General features: G+C 67.3%; 14 protein-coding genes and 1 pseudogene. 9 read left to right on the top strand and 6 right to left on the bottom strand.

Annotation, left to right across the window (positions count from 1 at the left end):
• Positions 1 to 212 precede the first annotated feature (212 nt).
• The 3 genes from EV647_RS00370 to EV647_RS00360 are packed head-to-tail and all read left to right on the top strand — an operon-like array spanning position 213 to position 2,007.
• Complete coding sequence (locus EV647_RS00370) at positions 213 to 848, top strand: hypothetical protein (RefSeq protein ID WP_133996568.1); 636 nt, start codon at positions 213 to 215, stop codon at positions 846 to 848.
• Positions 845 to 1,453 (top strand): hypothetical protein, encoded by a 609-nt coding sequence (locus EV647_RS00365; protein ID WP_133996564.1) that lies wholly within the window; start codon positions 845 to 847, stop codon positions 1,451 to 1,453. Before EV647_RS00370 ends, EV647_RS00365 begins: the two co-directional genes overlap by 4 nt.
• Entirely contained in the window at positions 1,450 to 2,007 is a 558-nt protein-coding gene (locus tag EV647_RS00360) for a hypothetical protein (RefSeq protein WP_133996561.1), read from the top strand. The genes EV647_RS00365 and EV647_RS00360 overlap by 4 nt, the downstream gene beginning before the upstream one ends.
• 12 nt (positions 2,008 to 2,019) lie before the next feature.
• On the opposite strand, the gene EV647_RS00355 is transcribed toward EV647_RS00360, so the two are convergent.
• From EV647_RS00355 to dnaA, 6 genes are all read right to left on the bottom strand, one after another.
• Entirely contained in the window at positions 2,020 to 3,366 is a 1,347-nt protein-coding gene (locus EV647_RS00355) for a hypothetical protein (protein ID WP_133996558.1), read from the bottom strand.
• Between the two features lie 48 nt (positions 3,367 to 3,414).
• Positions 3,415 to 3,966: a DUF721 domain-containing protein gene (locus EV647_RS00350; RefSeq protein ID WP_133996555.1), complete on the bottom strand. Its 552-nt coding sequence runs from the start codon at positions 3,964 to 3,966 to the stop codon at positions 3,415 to 3,417.
• Positions 3,959 to 5,098 carry a DNA replication/repair protein RecF gene (recF, locus tag EV647_RS00345; RefSeq protein ID WP_133996552.1) on the bottom strand — a complete coding sequence of 380 codons (1,140 nt, stop codon included), beginning with the start codon at positions 5,096 to 5,098 and terminating at the stop codon, positions 3,959 to 3,961. The genes EV647_RS00350 and recF overlap by 8 nt, the downstream gene beginning before the upstream one ends.
• 1 nt (position 5,099) lies before the next feature.
• Entirely contained in the window at positions 5,100 to 6,023 is a 924-nt protein-coding gene (gene gnd, locus EV647_RS00340; protein WP_133996549.1) for a phosphogluconate dehydrogenase (NAD(+)-dependent, decarboxylating), read from the bottom strand.
• 26 nt (positions 6,024 to 6,049) lie between these two features.
• Positions 6,050 to 7,195 carry a DNA polymerase III subunit beta gene (dnaN, locus tag EV647_RS00335; RefSeq protein WP_133996546.1) on the bottom strand — a complete coding sequence of 382 codons (1,146 nt, stop codon included), beginning with the start codon at positions 7,193 to 7,195 and terminating at the stop codon, positions 6,050 to 6,052.
• Between the two features lie 451 nt (positions 7,196 to 7,646).
• Positions 7,647 to 10,703 (bottom strand): chromosomal replication initiator protein DnaA, encoded by a 3,057-nt coding sequence (gene dnaA / locus EV647_RS43565; RefSeq protein ID WP_370341992.1) that lies wholly within the window; start codon positions 10,701 to 10,703, stop codon positions 7,647 to 7,649.
• A gap of 584 nt (positions 10,704 to 11,287) precedes the next feature.
• Here dnaA and rpmH point away from each other — a divergent pair.
• The 6 genes and pseudogenes from rpmH to rsmG all read left to right on the top strand — a co-directional run bounded on the left by rpmH (position 11,288) and on the right by rsmG (position 14,609).
• Positions 11,288 to 11,425: a 50S ribosomal protein L34 gene (rpmH, locus tag EV647_RS00325; RefSeq protein ID WP_130386492.1), complete on the top strand. Its 138-nt coding sequence runs from the start codon at positions 11,288 to 11,290 to the stop codon at positions 11,423 to 11,425.
• A 26-nt stretch (positions 11,426 to 11,451) separates the two neighbouring features.
• A complete protein-coding gene (rnpA, locus tag EV647_RS00320) occupies positions 11,452 to 11,793 on the top strand; it encodes a ribonuclease P protein component (protein WP_133996540.1) in 342 nt (113 codons plus the stop codon).
• Positions 11,790 to 12,104: a membrane protein insertion efficiency factor YidD gene (yidD, locus tag EV647_RS00315; RefSeq protein ID WP_311136377.1), complete on the top strand. Its 315-nt coding sequence runs from the start codon at positions 11,790 to 11,792 to the stop codon at positions 12,102 to 12,104. The genes rnpA and yidD overlap by 4 nt, the downstream gene beginning before the upstream one ends.
• A 66-nt stretch (positions 12,105 to 12,170) precedes the next feature.
• Positions 12,171 to 13,094, top strand: a pseudogene (yidC, locus tag EV647_RS00310) (membrane protein insertase YidC); the annotation flags it as partial.
• A 323-nt stretch (positions 13,095 to 13,417) separates the two neighbouring features.
• Positions 13,418 to 13,927: a R3H domain-containing nucleic acid-binding protein gene (locus tag EV647_RS00305; RefSeq protein WP_133997185.1), complete on the top strand. Its 510-nt coding sequence runs from the start codon at positions 13,418 to 13,420 to the stop codon at positions 13,925 to 13,927.
• A gap of 10 nt (positions 13,928 to 13,937) precedes the next feature.
• Complete coding sequence (gene rsmG, locus EV647_RS00300; RefSeq protein WP_133996533.1) at positions 13,938 to 14,609, top strand: 16S rRNA (guanine(527)-N(7))-methyltransferase RsmG; 672 nt, start codon at positions 13,938 to 13,940, stop codon at positions 14,607 to 14,609.
• Positions 14,610 to 15,085 lie beyond the last annotated feature (476 nt).

Raw genomic sequence — 15,085 nt, 5'->3', positions numbered from 1 at the left:
CGAAACTCACCTCAGGGCGTCTTTTCTCCCTCATCTCCATGTCCCCTCTCGCGGGTGGGGGGCCAGAAAGCGCTCACGGGCACTCAGTGGCCTCCGGCTGTTTCGCCACTGACCGTTGCGGCACTCACCGGTCCAGACCGCTCAGACCGGTTCGAGGCGGCCTGGGGCGACGGGTGCCCGGCGCGCACCCACCGCCCCTTAGGATCGCAGCCGTGGAAAGTCTCGACGAGGTCATCGACGCGATGATCGCCGACCGGGTGATTCACCGGCACCGGCGGATCTGGTTGCTGCTGATCGCCCTCATCGTGGCGGCTGCCCTGGTGATTCTGGCCACCGGCGGCTGGAAGGAGAAGAAGGGCCGCACGGTCCCGACCCTGGATGCCCCGGCGACGGTGACGGCCGGCCGGTTCGAGTTCAACTTCACCAAGGCGGAGATCGTCCGGAAGCCGAAGACCGACTACAGCAAGGCCGAGACAACACTGCGCGTGTACTTCACCGCGAAGAACATCGACACCGAGGAACAGAAGAGCGAGTCGGTGAGCGGCCGCCTGCTCAAGTTCGTTCCGGGCGGGGGCAAGGACCTGATCGAGTCCAACGGCGGTGACTGCCACGGCGGCCTGAACTGGGAGTTGGTCTACGGACTGCCGCCGGAAGAGTGCAGCACCAAGTTCGACGTCGATCCGGACTTCACTGCCGACGTCGTCGAGATCGGGGTCCTCCAGGAGCACTACGAGGGTGACAACGGCTCGCTCGGACTGAACGAGAAGCCGTACTGGCACAACGAGGATGCGGCGGCCGTCGTACGGCTCAAGCCGACCGTTGTCGTCGACGACGGGAAGAATCGATGAAGCTCTACCGCCCGGCGACCGTCCTGGTCGGCCTGCTGTTCGTCCTCCTCGGCGGGGTGACCCGACTGGCGGGCCCCGACCACGTCTACGGCGATGACCAGAACCTGAAGGTCGTCCACGGCACCATCGGTGAGGCGCTCCCGTACGCCGGCAGCGGGTCGACGATGAAGGTCATCCGGATCAAGTTCGCCAAATCGATCGTCAGCGCCGATGCGGGTGACGACGACAAGCCGTTCGACACCAACGGCGTCTTCGTGGCGGTCGAATGGGACGCGATCCGCGGCGTGAAGGACCCCGATTCGTTCACCCCGACGCTGATCACCGACGGGGGCAGCGTGTACCAGAAGGTCAGCGACCCCAGCGAGAGCCGAATCGACTTTCCCGACGCCGGCTTCGCGAGCACCGGGACCGTCGTCTTCGAGGCCAACCCGGCCGATCTGAAGGGCCTGACCCTGAGACTCAAGCCGACCATGTTCTTCAACGTGTACAACTCCGAGATCCGCGTCGACCTGGGCGTCCCGACCGAGGCCATCGCCCAGCAGATGGTCGACGGCGCCGTCGACCAGTACGTCGTCAACGACGACGTCACCCGGGTGGCGTCGTGAACCTCGCGAGCCGGGCGAGCCGGCTGGCCGTTCAGATCGCTTTGCTGATCGCCCTGCTGGGCGTGGGGACGTTCACGGTGCTCCATCCGTATCTGAGCGACGGCGAGCGGATCTACAACCAGGGACGGATCGACGAGGTCGTCAGCCAAGGCCCGGTCACGGTCCAGGACATCGAGTGGAAACTGGACTCGCTGAAGGCCTACACGTCGGTCCTGAACGAGGACGGCGAGGCGATCCAGCTCGACGCACCGGCCGGGTCGATCTTCGTGCTGGCCACGCTCACCGTGACGCCACGCAAGGGACTCCACCTCGACGACCGGGGATTCAGCTGTGACGCGCTGCTGCGGGACAGCAAGGGCAACACCTGGGACGACACCCTGGCGACCGGCTACCCGCTGCCGACCTTCTGCGGCGACGACGACCACCCGTTCACGATCGACAAGCCGGGGAAGGTCGCCAAGGTCTACATCGTCCCGAAGAGCGCCGTACCGAACCTGATCGGCCTGACCGTCGAGGACTTTTACGTCCACCGACGGGTCCTGATCACTCCCTGACCGCGGCTGCGGTCAGGCGTTCACGGGAACCGGCTGCTTGGCCGGCGGCGGCGCCTTGGCCTCGGCGATCGCCGCCGCCTCGGCGCGCCGCTCGTTGCCGACCGAGATGCACAGGTCGAAGGCGGCCGCCAGAAGCGCGATCCGCAGCGGCTCGAACAGCAGCCGCTGGATCAGGTTCGCGATCTCGTGGTTCATCAGGCCCCAGTACTGGCCGTGGATGCCGAGCATCCGCTGGAACACCACGAACGCCCAGTCGTTACCGAGCACCCAGAACGTGTAGACGAGGCAGACCACGCCGAGGAACACCGGTCCGACCCGGACGAGGAGGCGGAACGCGTTGATCGCGGGGTAGAACTTCTCCCGCACGCCCGCCAGCAGCAGGTCCGGGGCCTTGTAGGTCAGGCCGACCAGCCGGCCCCGCTGCGGCGCCTCCTGCTGCTCGACGTGCGCGCCGAGTCGGCGTTCCAGCCGCGTACCCCGGAACACACCGCCGCCCGAGAGCACGCGGTGACCGAAAACCACGGTGGTGATCGCCAGCCACGTCAGCGGCTCCGCGACGCCCAGCTTGAACAGCGGCCAGAGGGACTCCCAGAAGAAGCCCCAGAGGAACTCGATGCCGGCCGGGATCGGGATGTGGATCTTCTCGAAGAAACCCTTGAAGCCGTCCCACCAGTCCAGCGACCAGTACCAGAACGAGCGGTCCTTGAACCACTCCTTGCCCTGGCCGATCGCGAACGGCGTGATCACGAACGTGAGCAGCACGAAGAAGGCCTCGGCCCAGACCTGGGCGAACTTCACCGGACGGCTCGGCCACCGGTCGTCGATGGCCTGGAACACCCGGCGCAACACCAGCAGTACGGCGAGCGCGGGCAAGTACCCGTGCCAGTTGTGATTGCCGAGCTTGAAGAAGGACGAGCCAGGCTGCGTCCCGTTCTGGACCATGAACGTCGCGCTCAGTTGACTGACCTGTTCGTCGAAGAAGCCCCACGCCGACCAGACCGCGACCAACGGCAGCAGCGTGACCGCCAGCAACTCCAGCAGGCCACGCTGCGTCGGGTCGGACGTTTCCTCGGCCTCGTTGCTCGCCGCGTCCCGCCAGCGGTAGAGCGACATCGCACAGGTCCGGATCATGCCGACCGACGCGGTGATCTGCAGCAGTACGCCGACCGCGAACAGGCCGGTGCCCAGACTCGAGTGCAGGTGCTGTGCCAGCCAAATCGCGCCCTGCGCGCACACCGTGAACCCGACGAAGCCGGCGAGCCACCAGGTGGTCATGGGCAGGAGGTTCTTCCACCAGAGCCGGAAGGTATCTCCGATCAGGTGGACCATCTCGCGAAAGCCGTCAACGAGCGTACGCATCGCGCCTGATCCTAGGGGAGGGCCGGGTCCTCCCAGCAATTCAGGCCGTTATCCGTAGGTGTCCCGGGGGCCGCGGCCGCCGCGGACGGTGCGGGGACCCTTGCGCCAGGTGTAGGTGTTGGGGCCGAGGACCTTGACCTGGGAGACAGTTCCTTCGCCGAGTTCGGCGTTCAGCCGGAAGAGTAGTTGCGGGACCAGCAGGTCGAGCTGGACCTTCCACGCGGTCGACGACGTACGGACGGTCAGCACTGTGTCGTCGTACGACTCCGGCTTGCAGTGTTCGGCCATTTCCGCGCCGACGATGGACGGCCAGCGGGCCATCACGCCGTGGACGGCGACGTCGACCTCCCAGCCCTGGTCGCGCATCAGCCGGCCGAGGGTGCTGGTCAGGCGTTGCGGGTCGCGGTCGTCGGGGCGGGCGCTGCTGATCTGGGCGCCGCCGATCGGCGGCCGCCGGCGGCGTTTGACCGGCATGATGCCGCCCTTCGCCGCCTGCTGCTTCAGCCGCGCTGCCAGCGATTTCGCCAGCTCCAGGCCCTGCTTGTCGTGAACCTGCTCGCTCTCGGAGCCGCTCTCAGAGGAATCCGGGGGTTCAGGCACGCTGAACGACCCCTTCACCCACCTCGAAGCGCGCCCCGCTCAGCTCATCGGGCACGTCCGCACCGACCGCCGCGGTCACCAGCACCTGCTCGGCCGGCGCGACCAGCTCGGCCAGCCGGTCCCGGCGCTGCGAGTCGAGCTCGGCGAAAACGTCGTCGAGGATCAGCACCGGTTCACCTCCGTCCGCGCGCAGCAGGTCGTACGACGCCAGCCGCAGCGCGAGCGCGAACGACCAGGACTCACCGTGACTCGCATACCCCTTCGCAGGCAAGTCCCCGAGCCCCAGTACGACGTCGTCGCGGTGCGGGCCGACCAGCGACACACCACGGTCGAGCTCGTCCTGCCGCTTGTCCCGCACCGCCGCGAGCAGCACCTCCTCGAGCTGCTCCCGCGACATGACGCCGGGCTCGAGCAGCACGGACGACTTGTACTCGAGCCGCGCATCACCCTTGCCCCGGGCAACAGCGTCGTACGCGCTGGACACCAACGGACGCAGCGCCTCCAGCAACTCCAGGCGGGTCGCCAGCAGCTCGGACCCGGCGCGTGCCAGGTTCGAATCCCAGACCTCGAGCGTGCGCAACTGGCTCTCGGCGGCACTCGAGCGGTTCTGCCGGCGGGCCTGCGACGCGCTCCGCAGCAACGAGTTCCGTTGCTTCAGCACCCGGTCGTAGTCCTGCCGTACACCGGCCATCCGCGGTGACCGCAGCGTCAGCAGTTCGTCCAGGAACCGCCGACGCTCGGACGGGTCGCCCTTCACCAGCGCGAGATCCTCCGGCGCGAACAGCACCGTGCGGAGCAGTCCGAGCACTTCGCGTGGTCGCGGCACCGGCGAGCGGTTGACCCGGGCCCGGTTTGCCTTTCCAGGATTGATTTCCAGCTCGACCACCACGTCGCGGTCGTACTGGCTGCGGATCTCCGTCCGCACGATCGCCCTGGTGGCGCCGGCCCGCACCAGCGGTGCGTCGTTCGCCACCCGGTGCGAACCGAGGGTCGCGGTGTAGTGGATCGCCTCGACCAGGTTGGTCTTGCCGTGGCCGTTCGGCCCGACGAAGGACGTCACGCCCGGAGTGAGCTGGACCTCCGCCTGCTGGTAGGACCGGAAGTCGAGCAGACCCAGGGCGGTGACGTACACCTCAGTGCTTGGTCGGCGGTGTCGCGTACGACGGGTCGGCCGCCTCGGCGCCCTTCACCGCGTGCCCGCCGAACTGGTTGCGCATCGCGGCGATCGCCTTCATCGCCGGCGAGTCGTCCTGCCGGGACGCGAACCGGGCGAACAGCGACGCGGCGATGGCCGGCACCGGTACGGCGTTGTCGATCGCGGCCTCGACGGTCCACCGGCCCTCGCCGGAGTCCTCGGCGTACCCGCGGATCTTGTCCAGGTGGGTGTCGTCCTTGAGGGCGTTGACCATCAGGTCCAGCAGCCAGGACCGGATCACGGTGCCCTCGCGCCACGACTCGAACGTCTCCGGCACGTTGTCCACGATGTCCGCGGCCTCGAGCAGCTCGAAGCCCTCGGCATACGCCTGCATGATCGCGTACTCGATGCCGTTGTGGACCATCTTCGAGAAGTGTCCGGCGCCGACCTTGCCGGCGTGGACGAACCCAAAGTCGCCCTCGGGCTTCAATGCCTCGAAGATCGGCATCACGATGTCGACGGTCTCCTGGTCACCGCCGCACATCAGCGCGTAGCCGTTCTCCAGACCCCACACACCGCCGGAGACGCCGCAGTCGACGAAGCGGATGTCCTTCTCGGCGAGCTGGGCGGCACGACGGGTGTCGTCGGTCCAGCGGCTGTTGCCGCCGTCGATGACGATGTCGCCGGGGGAGAGCAGCTCGGCCAGCTCGGTGACGACCGGGTCGATCGCCTGCACCGGGACCATCACCCAGACGACCTTCGGCTGGTCGGTCGCGGTGAGCTTGCCGACCATGTCGGCCAGGTCCTTGGCGTCGGAGATGTCCTGGTTGTGGTCGAATCCGACCACCGTGTGACCGGCGTTGCGGATCCGCTGGCGCATGTTGCCGCCCATCTTGCCGAGACCGACAAGGCCGAGCTCCATCGTGAATCCCCTTGTTCTGTTGGTGTTCAGCTGTTCAGGCGGACCGGCATCAGCACGTAGCGGAACTCGCTGATCGGTTCGCCGTCGAAGTCCCTCACACCGGTCAGTTCGGCCGGCTTCGTGGCCTGCGTGAAGGCCAGGTGCGCAACCGGCGTACCGATCGCGCCGAGACCGTCGAGCAGGTACGTCGGATTGAAGCCTACGGTCACCGGCTCGCCGACGACCCGCGCCTCGAGCGACTCGGACGCCTGCGCCTCGTCACCGCTGCCGGCGTCGAGCGTCACGGTGTCCTCCTCGAAGGTCAACCGGACCGGAGCGTTGCGCTCGGCGACGAGGGCGACGCGCTTGACGGCCTCGACAAGGGTCGCAGTGTCGATCCGGACCCGGGTCGCGATCGCCGCGTCGGTCGGGATGATGCCGCGGACCTTCGGGAACTCGCCGTCCAGCAACCGGGTGGTCGCACGGCGACTGCCGCCGGCCACCTCACCCTCGAAGCCGACGATGCCGTCACCGGTACCAGGCGCGGCCAGCGAGACGATCACGTCGGAGCCGGTCATCGCCTTCGCCGTCTCGGACAGCACACGCGCCGGAATCAGCGCAGCGGCCGAGGCATCGGGGGACTGTGGGTTCCACTCCAGCTCACGGATCGCCAACCGGTAGCGGTCGGTGGCCAGCAGGGAGATCGTGGAGCCCTCGATCTCGACCCGGACACCGGTCAGCACCGGCAGCGTGTCCTCACGGCCGGCCGCGGTCACGACCTGTGAGACGGCCTGGGCGAAGACGTCGGCCTTCACCGTGCCGCTGGCCGCCGGAAGCTCCGGAAGGGCCGGATATTCCTCTGTGGGAAGCGTCTGGAGCGTGAAGCGCGAACTGCCACAGGTGACCTGTGCCTTCGCGCCGTCCACCGCGACGTCCACGGGCTGGTTCGGAAGACTCTTGGAGATGTCGGCGACAAGCCGGCCGGAGATCAGGCACTTGCCGGCGTCGGCCACCTGCGCGGGGACCGTCACCCGGACCGAGGTCTCGTAGTCGAAGCCGGACAGGGTGATCTGCCCGTCCTCGGCCTCGACCAGAAGGCCGGCAAGGATCGGGACGCTGGGACGACTGGGCAAACTGCGCGCGGCCCAGGCCACCGACTCGGCCAGTACGTCGCGCTCGACGCGAAACTTCACCGCTGGGTGCCTCCTGTTTCGGCTGTGTGCCAGGCAGATCCTGCCACGGACAAGTGTGCTGTGCGCCAATCGGGCCAGACGTGGCGCTTCGGGCGGGTCGCGTCGTCGTCGTACCGGTCGTGCTTTTCGTGCTTCCGGGAACAGCCTGACAGGTCCGGCAAGCCGGCGCGAGATCGGGGTTTTCCCCAGATCGGGCCGCTCGATCGTTTTGTGGCCTTCGATCTCTCTACAGATTCCATAGTGTTCTTCGCACCGGTGGATACTGTGGAAAAGCCCCGACTTCGCAGGTCAGACCCTGTTTCGGGGTGGGGACGCCGTGTGGACGACGCTCGCTTGTGCTGGGGACGGCCGTGGACGGCGAAATCTGTCCCCACAGCGAATCCACACTCCGACCGGACCTTTCCACGGCGATACCCACAGTTTTCCACAGCTGTGTCCCCAGCCTGTGTGGTTATTGCTGCTTGGCCTGGTGCTTGATCCGGTTGGTCAGTTCGGTGACCTGATTGAAGACGCTGCGCCGTTCCGACATCAGTTGCCGGATCTTCCGTTCGGCGTGCATCACCGTCGTGTGGTCGCGGCCGCCGAACTGCTGGCCGATCTTCGGCAGCGACAGATCGGTCAGCTCGCGGCACAGATACATGGCGATCTGACGGGCCGTCACGAGCACCCGGCTGCGGCTCGAACCGCACAGGTCGTCGATCGAGAGACCGAAGTACGACGCGGTCTGGCCCATGATCATGCTCGCGGTCACCTCGGGCTTGCTGCCTTCGGGAATCAGGTCCTTCAGCACGATCTCGGCGAGGCTGAGGTCGACCGGCTGCCGGTTCAGGCTGGCGAACGCGGTGACGCGGATCAGGGCGCCCTCGAGCTCCCGGATGTTCGTCTGCACCTTCGACGCGATGAACTCCAGCACCTCCGGCGGCGCCGTCAGCCGCTCGGTGGCGGCCTTCTTCCGCAGGATCGCGATCCGGGTCTCGAGGTCGGGCGGCTGGATGTCGGTGATCAGGCCCCACTCGAACCGGTTCCGCAGCCGGTCCTCCAGCGCCTCCAGGCGTTTCGGCGCGCGGTCGGAGCTGATCACGATCTGCTTGTTCGCGTTGTGCAGCGTGTTGAAGGTGTGGAAGAACTCTTCCTGGGTCTGGATCTTGCCTTCCAGGAACTGGATGTCGTCGATCAGCAGTACGTCGACATCGCGGTACCGGCGCTGGAACTGGGAGGCCTTGTCGTCGCGGATCGCGTTGATGAAGTCGTTGGTGAACTCTTCGCTGGAGACGTACCGCACGCGGGCGCCGGTGTAGAGACTGCGGACGTAGTGCCCGATCGCGTGCAGCAGGTGGGTCTTGCCCAGACCGGAGTCGCCGTAGATCAGCTGCGGGTTGTAGGCCTTGCCCGGCGCTTCCGCGACAGCGACCGCGGCCGCGTGAGCGAAGCGGTTCGAGCTACCGATGACGAAGGTCTCGAAGGTGTACTTCGGGTTGAGCCGAGCTTCACCCTGCGCCTCGGTGGCTGACTGCGTCGAGCCGTTCGGCGGCGGGGCGACCGATCCGAGCGGCTGGCCGAACGAAGACTGTTGCGGCTGCTGCTGGTAGTGCTGCGGCGCTTGGGCCGGAGGCTGGCTGAACTGGTTGTCCGGGTCGGTCAGCGCGGACTGGATGGTCGGCTGGAACGCGCCGTCGGTGCGGAGCGGTTCGCGTACGGCGGGTTGCTGCTGAGCCGGCTGCATCGGTTGCTGCTGCATCGGCTGCTGTTGCGGTGCGTGCTGGGAGTGCTGCTGTGGGTTCTGCACCGGCTGCTGCGTGTACTGCGGTTGCTGGGGAGCCTGCTGCTCTCGGACCTCCGGGTCGAGGGACGGGTCGACCGTGACTGCGATCCGGATGTCCCGACCGAAGCTCTCGGTGAGGATCCGCTCCAGGTCGGGGCGGAGGCGCGTCTCGAGCTGACCGCGGGTGAAGTCGTCGGGTACGGCGACGATCGCGGTGCTCTCGTGCAACGTGACCGGACGCGAGTTGGTCAGCCAGGCCCGCTGGTTCGGCGGCAGACCCGCAAGCACCCGAGCCCAAGCCTCCCCAAGATCCGTAACCGCCGGCGCCTGCCCCTGCTGGGGCTGCCCCTGCTGTTGGGGTGCCTGCTGTTGGGGCGCCTGCTGCTGTGGTGCCTGCTGCTGTGGGGCTTGATGATGCGGCGTTTGCTGTTGCGGGGCCTGCTGCTGTGAGCCCGGGTGCTGCGGAGCTGACTGCTGGTCACTCGGCTGCTGGGCGTACTGCGGTTGCTGGGCCGGCTGCTGGTATCCGGACTGCTGAGGAACCGCGTCCTGGGGCGCAGAGTTGTGCGCAGCTGCCGGAAGCGGCTGGTGAGTGGGCTGTTGCGGCACCTGCTGTTGCGGCACGTGCTGCTGAGGTGCCTGCTGCTGAGGTGCCTGCTGCTGAGGTGCCTGCGGAGCGTGCTCCTGCTGAGCGTGCTCCTGCGGAGCGTGGTGCTGAGGTGCTTGCTGAGGTGCTTGCTGGGCGTGCTCTTGCGGAGCGTGCTGCTGCGGGACCTGCTGCTGAGCTACGTGCTCTTGCTGTGCCACGTGCTCTTGCTGCGTCACCTGCTCTTGCGGTGCGGTGGGCTCAGCCGGCTGCTGGTCAGGTGTGTGCTCGACAGGTGCCTGCTGAGTCGGCACATGCTGCTCGGGTGCCTGCTGAGTGGGCGCCTGCTGTTCGGGCACCTGGTGTTCAGGCGCCTGCTGTTCGGGCGCCTGCTGTTCGGGCGCCTGGTGGTCCTGGGTGTGCTGTTCCGGGAGCTGCGCCTCGGAGAAGAGTTGGTCGGTGCCCGGCTCTGGAGGAGCTACAGGCTCAGGTAGGGGGAGCTCGGCTGGAGGGTGTTCGGCGGTCGGGTGCGCGGCCGCGCTCTCCTGCGTTGGCCGGCTGTCGGGTGACCACTGGTTGGTGGCTGCATCGTCCACACGTGCCTCCCCCTCGATCGGTACCGCGCCTCGTGCATCGCCGCCCCCAGTACCCCAATCCGTCGTACCCCAGGCGTCACCCGCACCGGGGTACTGATTGACGGCCGGCGCCGCACCGAAGTACGTCGTACCTGCCGTGGACTGCGCCGGGCCGGACGGAAGATCAGTGGCTGCACGCTCCAGGTCGGAGCGGTAGCCGTAGGGAGACGCGGGCGGCGCGGGGCGGTACCCCGCGGCGGGCGGCTCGGGCATCGGGATCGGAAGCGACGGGCTCAGATAGTCGCCCGGGTCCATCCGCGGTGTCGGCGTCTGGGTCGGTGCCGGCGTCGGTGCCGGCGTTGGAGCAGGTGGCTGCAGTGGCGTCACCGGTCCCGTGTCGGCGCGAGGGAGCGGCTCCGGCACGGGCCGGACCTCGGTGCGGAAGTTCGCCTCGGGCTCGGGACGGATGTCGGCGTCGGGTTCGGGCCGAAGGTCCTGCCGGCCGTCCGCGCCGTACTCCGCCCGGTACTCGGGGGTGAATTCCACCGGTGTGAATTCCGCACTGGCGGAATGGTCCTCGACCACGCGTTGCTCCCCGATTTCGTCGCTGCGGTGGCCGGCGCGATCCGGAGTTGATCCCGGGCTGCGCGACCGTTCGACCCGACCACCGTACGGCCTCTGTCCACACGGTTGTCCACAGTTGTGAACGACCGCCGGAGCAAGTTGGTTACCGATCGCGGGGTGTGGGACCTCTGGTGTGAGGGAGTGACGCTAACAAGTCCGAGCAGGCACCTTCAAGCCGTCATCCACAGGCTATGAACAGCAAATTGGGGGCAACCTGCGGCGTGTCGGGTGGACGCCGGAGCGTAGTCGTGGTGCGAAATCGCTCTCTGTCGTCGTTCCGGTCGGACAGTGACGAACACTGGCCCGATCGGTTGCCCACTATCCTGTCCACATGCCTGTGGAAAAGTCTGGGGATACCTGGTTTGACCTGTCCACAAGCAGGCACGTACCGTGGATCGGTCGGTGTTGAGCCGGCCGTTTCGTGCTGCGCTCCCTGCGGGATCTGTTCTCTGGTTCTCCGACGGTGTGCAGGACAGGCACCTTGGACAGATCCAATCAGTGGATTTGTCGACATTTTGTGTTCTCGAGTAACCGGAGTCATTCCAGTGAGCAAGCGGACGTTCCAGCCGAACAACCGTCGTCGGCACAAGAAGCACGGCTTCCGTCTTCGGATGCGTACCCGTGCGGGTCGCGCGATCATCGCCGCCCGCCGTGGCAAGGGTCGTCAGCGCCTCGCGGCCTGAGCGACCCATTTGACGGTGACCACCTCGTGTTGCCCGCGTCGAACCGGTTGCGCCGGTCCGACGACTTCCGTCGCGCCGTCCGGTCCGGACGGCGCGCGGCGCGACGCGTGGTGGTTCTGCACGTGCTGGCGCAGGCCGGTGAATCCGGCCCGGCGCGCGTCGGATTCGTTGTGAACAAGGCGGTGGGCAATGCGGTTCTGCGGAACCGGGTCCACCGCCGTCTGCGTGCGGTGATGGCCACGCGGCTCTCCGATCTCCCGGCCGGCAGCCTGACCGTCGTCCGCGCGCTCCCGTCGTCCGCCGCGGCGTCGTACGACGAGCTCGCGGCCGACGTCGACGGCGCCCTGAGCCGGGCGCTGCGGCCATGATGCGCGTCAATCCCGTACGCAGCGGGATCATCGGTTTCCTGAAGTTGTACCGGCTGCTGATCAGCCCGCTCTACGGGCAGGTCTGCAGGTTCTACCCGAGTTGTTCGGCGTATGCCTTGGAAGCGGTCGAACGCCACGGTGCGGTGCGCGGTAGCTGGCTGGCGGGGAGACGACTCCTTCGCTGCCACCCGTGGAACCCCGGAGGCTACGACCCCGTTCCTCCCAGAGATGTCGACCAGCGCGGAGAGTCTCTCTCCGCCAACCAGCCCGGACCGTCAGCCGACGCCGGGCCTGTGCAGCGAGGTGTGTGAGTGACTCTTCTGGCCATCCCCGGGCTCGCGGTGTGGGACGGGATCGTAGACCTGTTCAACACGGTGATGACGCCGCTGTACTGGGCCGTATCGGCACTGCTGGTCGGGTGGCACTGGCTGCTCGGCCAGGTGCTCGACCCGAACGGCGGCTGGGCCTGGGCGCTCTCGATCGCCGGCCTGACGATCGTCATCCGGACCCTGCTGATTCCACTGTTCGTCCGGCAGATCCGCTCCAGCCGGAACATGCAACTGCTGCAGCCGAAGATGAAGGAGCTGCAGAAGAAGTACGGCCACGACCGGGAGAAGCTCGGTCAGGAAATGATGAAGCTGTACAAGGAGACCGGGACCAACCCGTTCTCCTCGTGCCTGCCGCTGCTGCTGCAGTCGCCGATCTTCCTGGCCCTGTTCCGCGTGCTCGACTACGCGTCGAAGGGCAAGACGCACAGCAGCATCATGGATCCGCACGTCCAGTCGCTGCAGCATGCGAAGATCTTCGGCGCCGAGATCTCGCAGACCTTCCTGAAGGCGAACGGCGACGGCGCCGGCAACGTCAAGGTCGTCGCGATCGTGCTGATCATCCTGATGACGGCGACGATGTTCACCACGCAGCTGCAGCTGATGCGCAAGAACATGCCGAAGGAGGCCCTCACCGGCCAGGCCGCGCAGATGCAGAAGATCATGCTGTACGTCTTCCCGATCTTCTTCCTCGTCGGTGGCTTCAACTTCCCGATCGGTGTGCTGATCTACTGGTTCGTCTCCAACGTGTGGACCATGGGCCAGCAGTTCTACGTGATCCGCCGCAACCCCGCTCCGGGCACTCCGGCGTACGACGCGATGCAGGCCCGGAAGCGCGAGAGCAACCTGCGCCACGGCCGCTCGGCCGACGAGGGCGTCCCGGGTACGGCGGACGAGGGGACCGACACCGAGACCACGGACCGTCGTCCGGCGCAGCGACAGCAGCCGAAGCGGCAGTCGCGCAGCGACCGGAAGACCACCGGTCCGGTGGGAGGTGGCGCGGCCGCGGCGAACAACGGCCAGACGTCCTCGTCGACTCCGGAGGACGCCCCGCGGCCGCAGGACACTCCGAACAAGACTCAGGCCGGTGCTGCCAAGAAGCAGCCGGCCGGCAAGAAGGGTACGGGAGCGAAGCGCCAGCCCGCGGCGAAGTCGGCCGCGCAGAAGAAGGCGGCGCAGAAGCGCTCCGGCGGCTCGCGCTGACCCCGCGGACCCCGAGTTCCTCTCTTGCTTTTGAATGCCCCGGGTCCCCGTGAGGCGGATCCCGACATTGTGAAGGAGTGCCCGTGACTGACGGCATGCAGAACACCGACACGGCGGAGCAGTCCGCCAGTACGAACTCCGGTAGCGACCGCCTGAAGGCGCTCGAGGCCGAGAGCGATATCGCGGCGGACTACCTCGAGGAATTGCTCGACATCGCCGATCTCGACGGCGACATCGACATGGACATCGACGGCGACCGGGCCGCGGTCTCCATCGTCGGCGCCGAGCTGAACAACCTGGTCGGTGAGAACGGCAAGGTGCTGGAGGCGCTCCAGGAGCTGACCCGGCTGGCCGTGTACCGGGAGACCGGTGAGCGGTCGCGGCTGATGCTCGACGTGTCGAACTACCGAGCCAACCGGAAGGCGGAGCTCGAAGAGGTCGGCCGCAAGGCGGTCGAAGAGGCGAAGGCGACCGGCACCCCGGTACGGCTCGACCCGATGACGCCGTTCGAGCGCAAGGTCGTGCACGACGTCGTCGCGGCCGCCGGCCTGACGTCGGAGTCCGAGGGCGAAGAACCCCGCCGCCGCGTGGTGATCCAGCCATGACGATGCCGCAATGACGAATTACGTTTCACGTGAAACACCGCCGCTCGTGGAGAAGCTGTTTCCACGGGCGGCGGTGCCGCTTTCGGCGTACGCCGAGTTGCTGGCGACCGAGGGGACCCTGCGAGGACTGATCGGCCCGCGCGAGGTCCCGCGGCTCTGGGATCGGCACCTGTTGAACTGTGCCGTCGTCGAGCGGCTGATCCCGGAGGAGTCATCGGTCGCCGACGTCGGCACCGGTGCCGGTCTACCGGGCATCGTGCTCGCGATCGTCCGCCCCGATCTCCAGGTCGATCTCGTCGAGCCGTTGCTGCGACGCACCACCTTCCTCGAGGAAGCGGTCGACCTGCTCGAGCTCGAGAACGCGACCGTCGTCCGGGCGAGGGCGGAGGACCTGCCGCCGGCGTCGTACGACGTGGTGACGTCTCGGGCCGTCGCTCCGTTGGCCAAGTTGGCCAGGTGGTGTCTGCCGTTGTGTGTCGAGGGCGGACTCATGCTGGCGATGAAAGGGGCGTCTGCAGAGGAGGAACTGGACGCCTCAGAGCGCGAATTGATGAAGCTCGGCGCAGAGCTTTGTCATATTCACCAACTCGGCGGCGATGAACTGGCCAACCCCACGACTGTGGTGAGTATTGTGGCCGGACGTGCTGCAGGGGGATCCCGGCACGGAAGACACGGGAGGTGAGCGGGTTGGTGAGTCGTGCCCTCGGGTGGCCCGAGAAGAGCACCGGCGTGCCGACGTCGTCACAGGGCATCGGCTGGCCGACCGAACCAGACTCCGCCGTTCAGGTGGTGAGTCAAGAGCCCGCTCCCACTGCCCCAGCACAGACCTCTTCGACACCGGCTGCCGAGCAGCCATCCCTGTCGCCGCCGATCGACACTTCGGGACTCCGAGCCGCTGCGGCAGCCGGTCTCGACAGTCCGGTGGCTGACGACGCGGCGTCCGTTTCACGTGAAACGCCGGACATGCGGGATGATGGTTCCGGGCCCGATTCGGCGTCACTGGTGGACGTCGAGCCGGACCTTTCGGAGTCTCCACCGCCTGTGGATGACGACCACATGAAACTGCCCCCGCAGACGGGAATTCGTCCACAGAAGCCTGTGGACGGAGCTGGGGGTAGACCCGCCCCGACCCCTACAGACATCCTCTTCGGGCCAAGT

Origin of the sequence: Kribbella sp. VKM Ac-2566, assembly GCF_004366005.1 — a bacterium.
Lineage (GTDB): Bacteria > Actinomycetota > Actinomycetes > Propionibacteriales > Kribbellaceae > Kribbella > Kribbella pratensis.
The sequence above is the reverse complement of the archived record's forward strand: the minus strand, read 5'-3'. Positions and strand labels throughout refer to the sequence as shown.

Coding starts and splice junctions, on each gene's coding strand:
- EV647_RS00365 (WP_133996564.1), top strand. CDS start 845: ATGAAGCTCTACCGCCCGGCGACCGTCCTGGTCGGCCTGCTGTTCGTC.
- EV647_RS00355 (WP_133996558.1), bottom strand. CDS start 3,366: ATGCGTACGCTCGTTGACGGCTTTCGCGAGATGGTCCACCTGATCGGA.
- gnd (WP_133996549.1), bottom strand. CDS start 6,023: ATGGAGCTCGGCCTTGTCGGTCTCGGCAAGATGGGCGGCAACATGCGC.
- yidD (WP_311136377.1), top strand. CDS start 11,790: ATGATGCGCGTCAATCCCGTACGCAGCGGGATCATCGGTTTCCTGAAG.
- EV647_RS00305 (WP_133997185.1), top strand. CDS start 13,418: ATGCAGAACACCGACACGGCGGAGCAGTCCGCCAGTACGAACTCCGGT.
- rsmG (WP_133996533.1), top strand. CDS start 13,938: ATGACGAATTACGTTTCACGTGAAACACCGCCGCTCGTGGAGAAGCTG.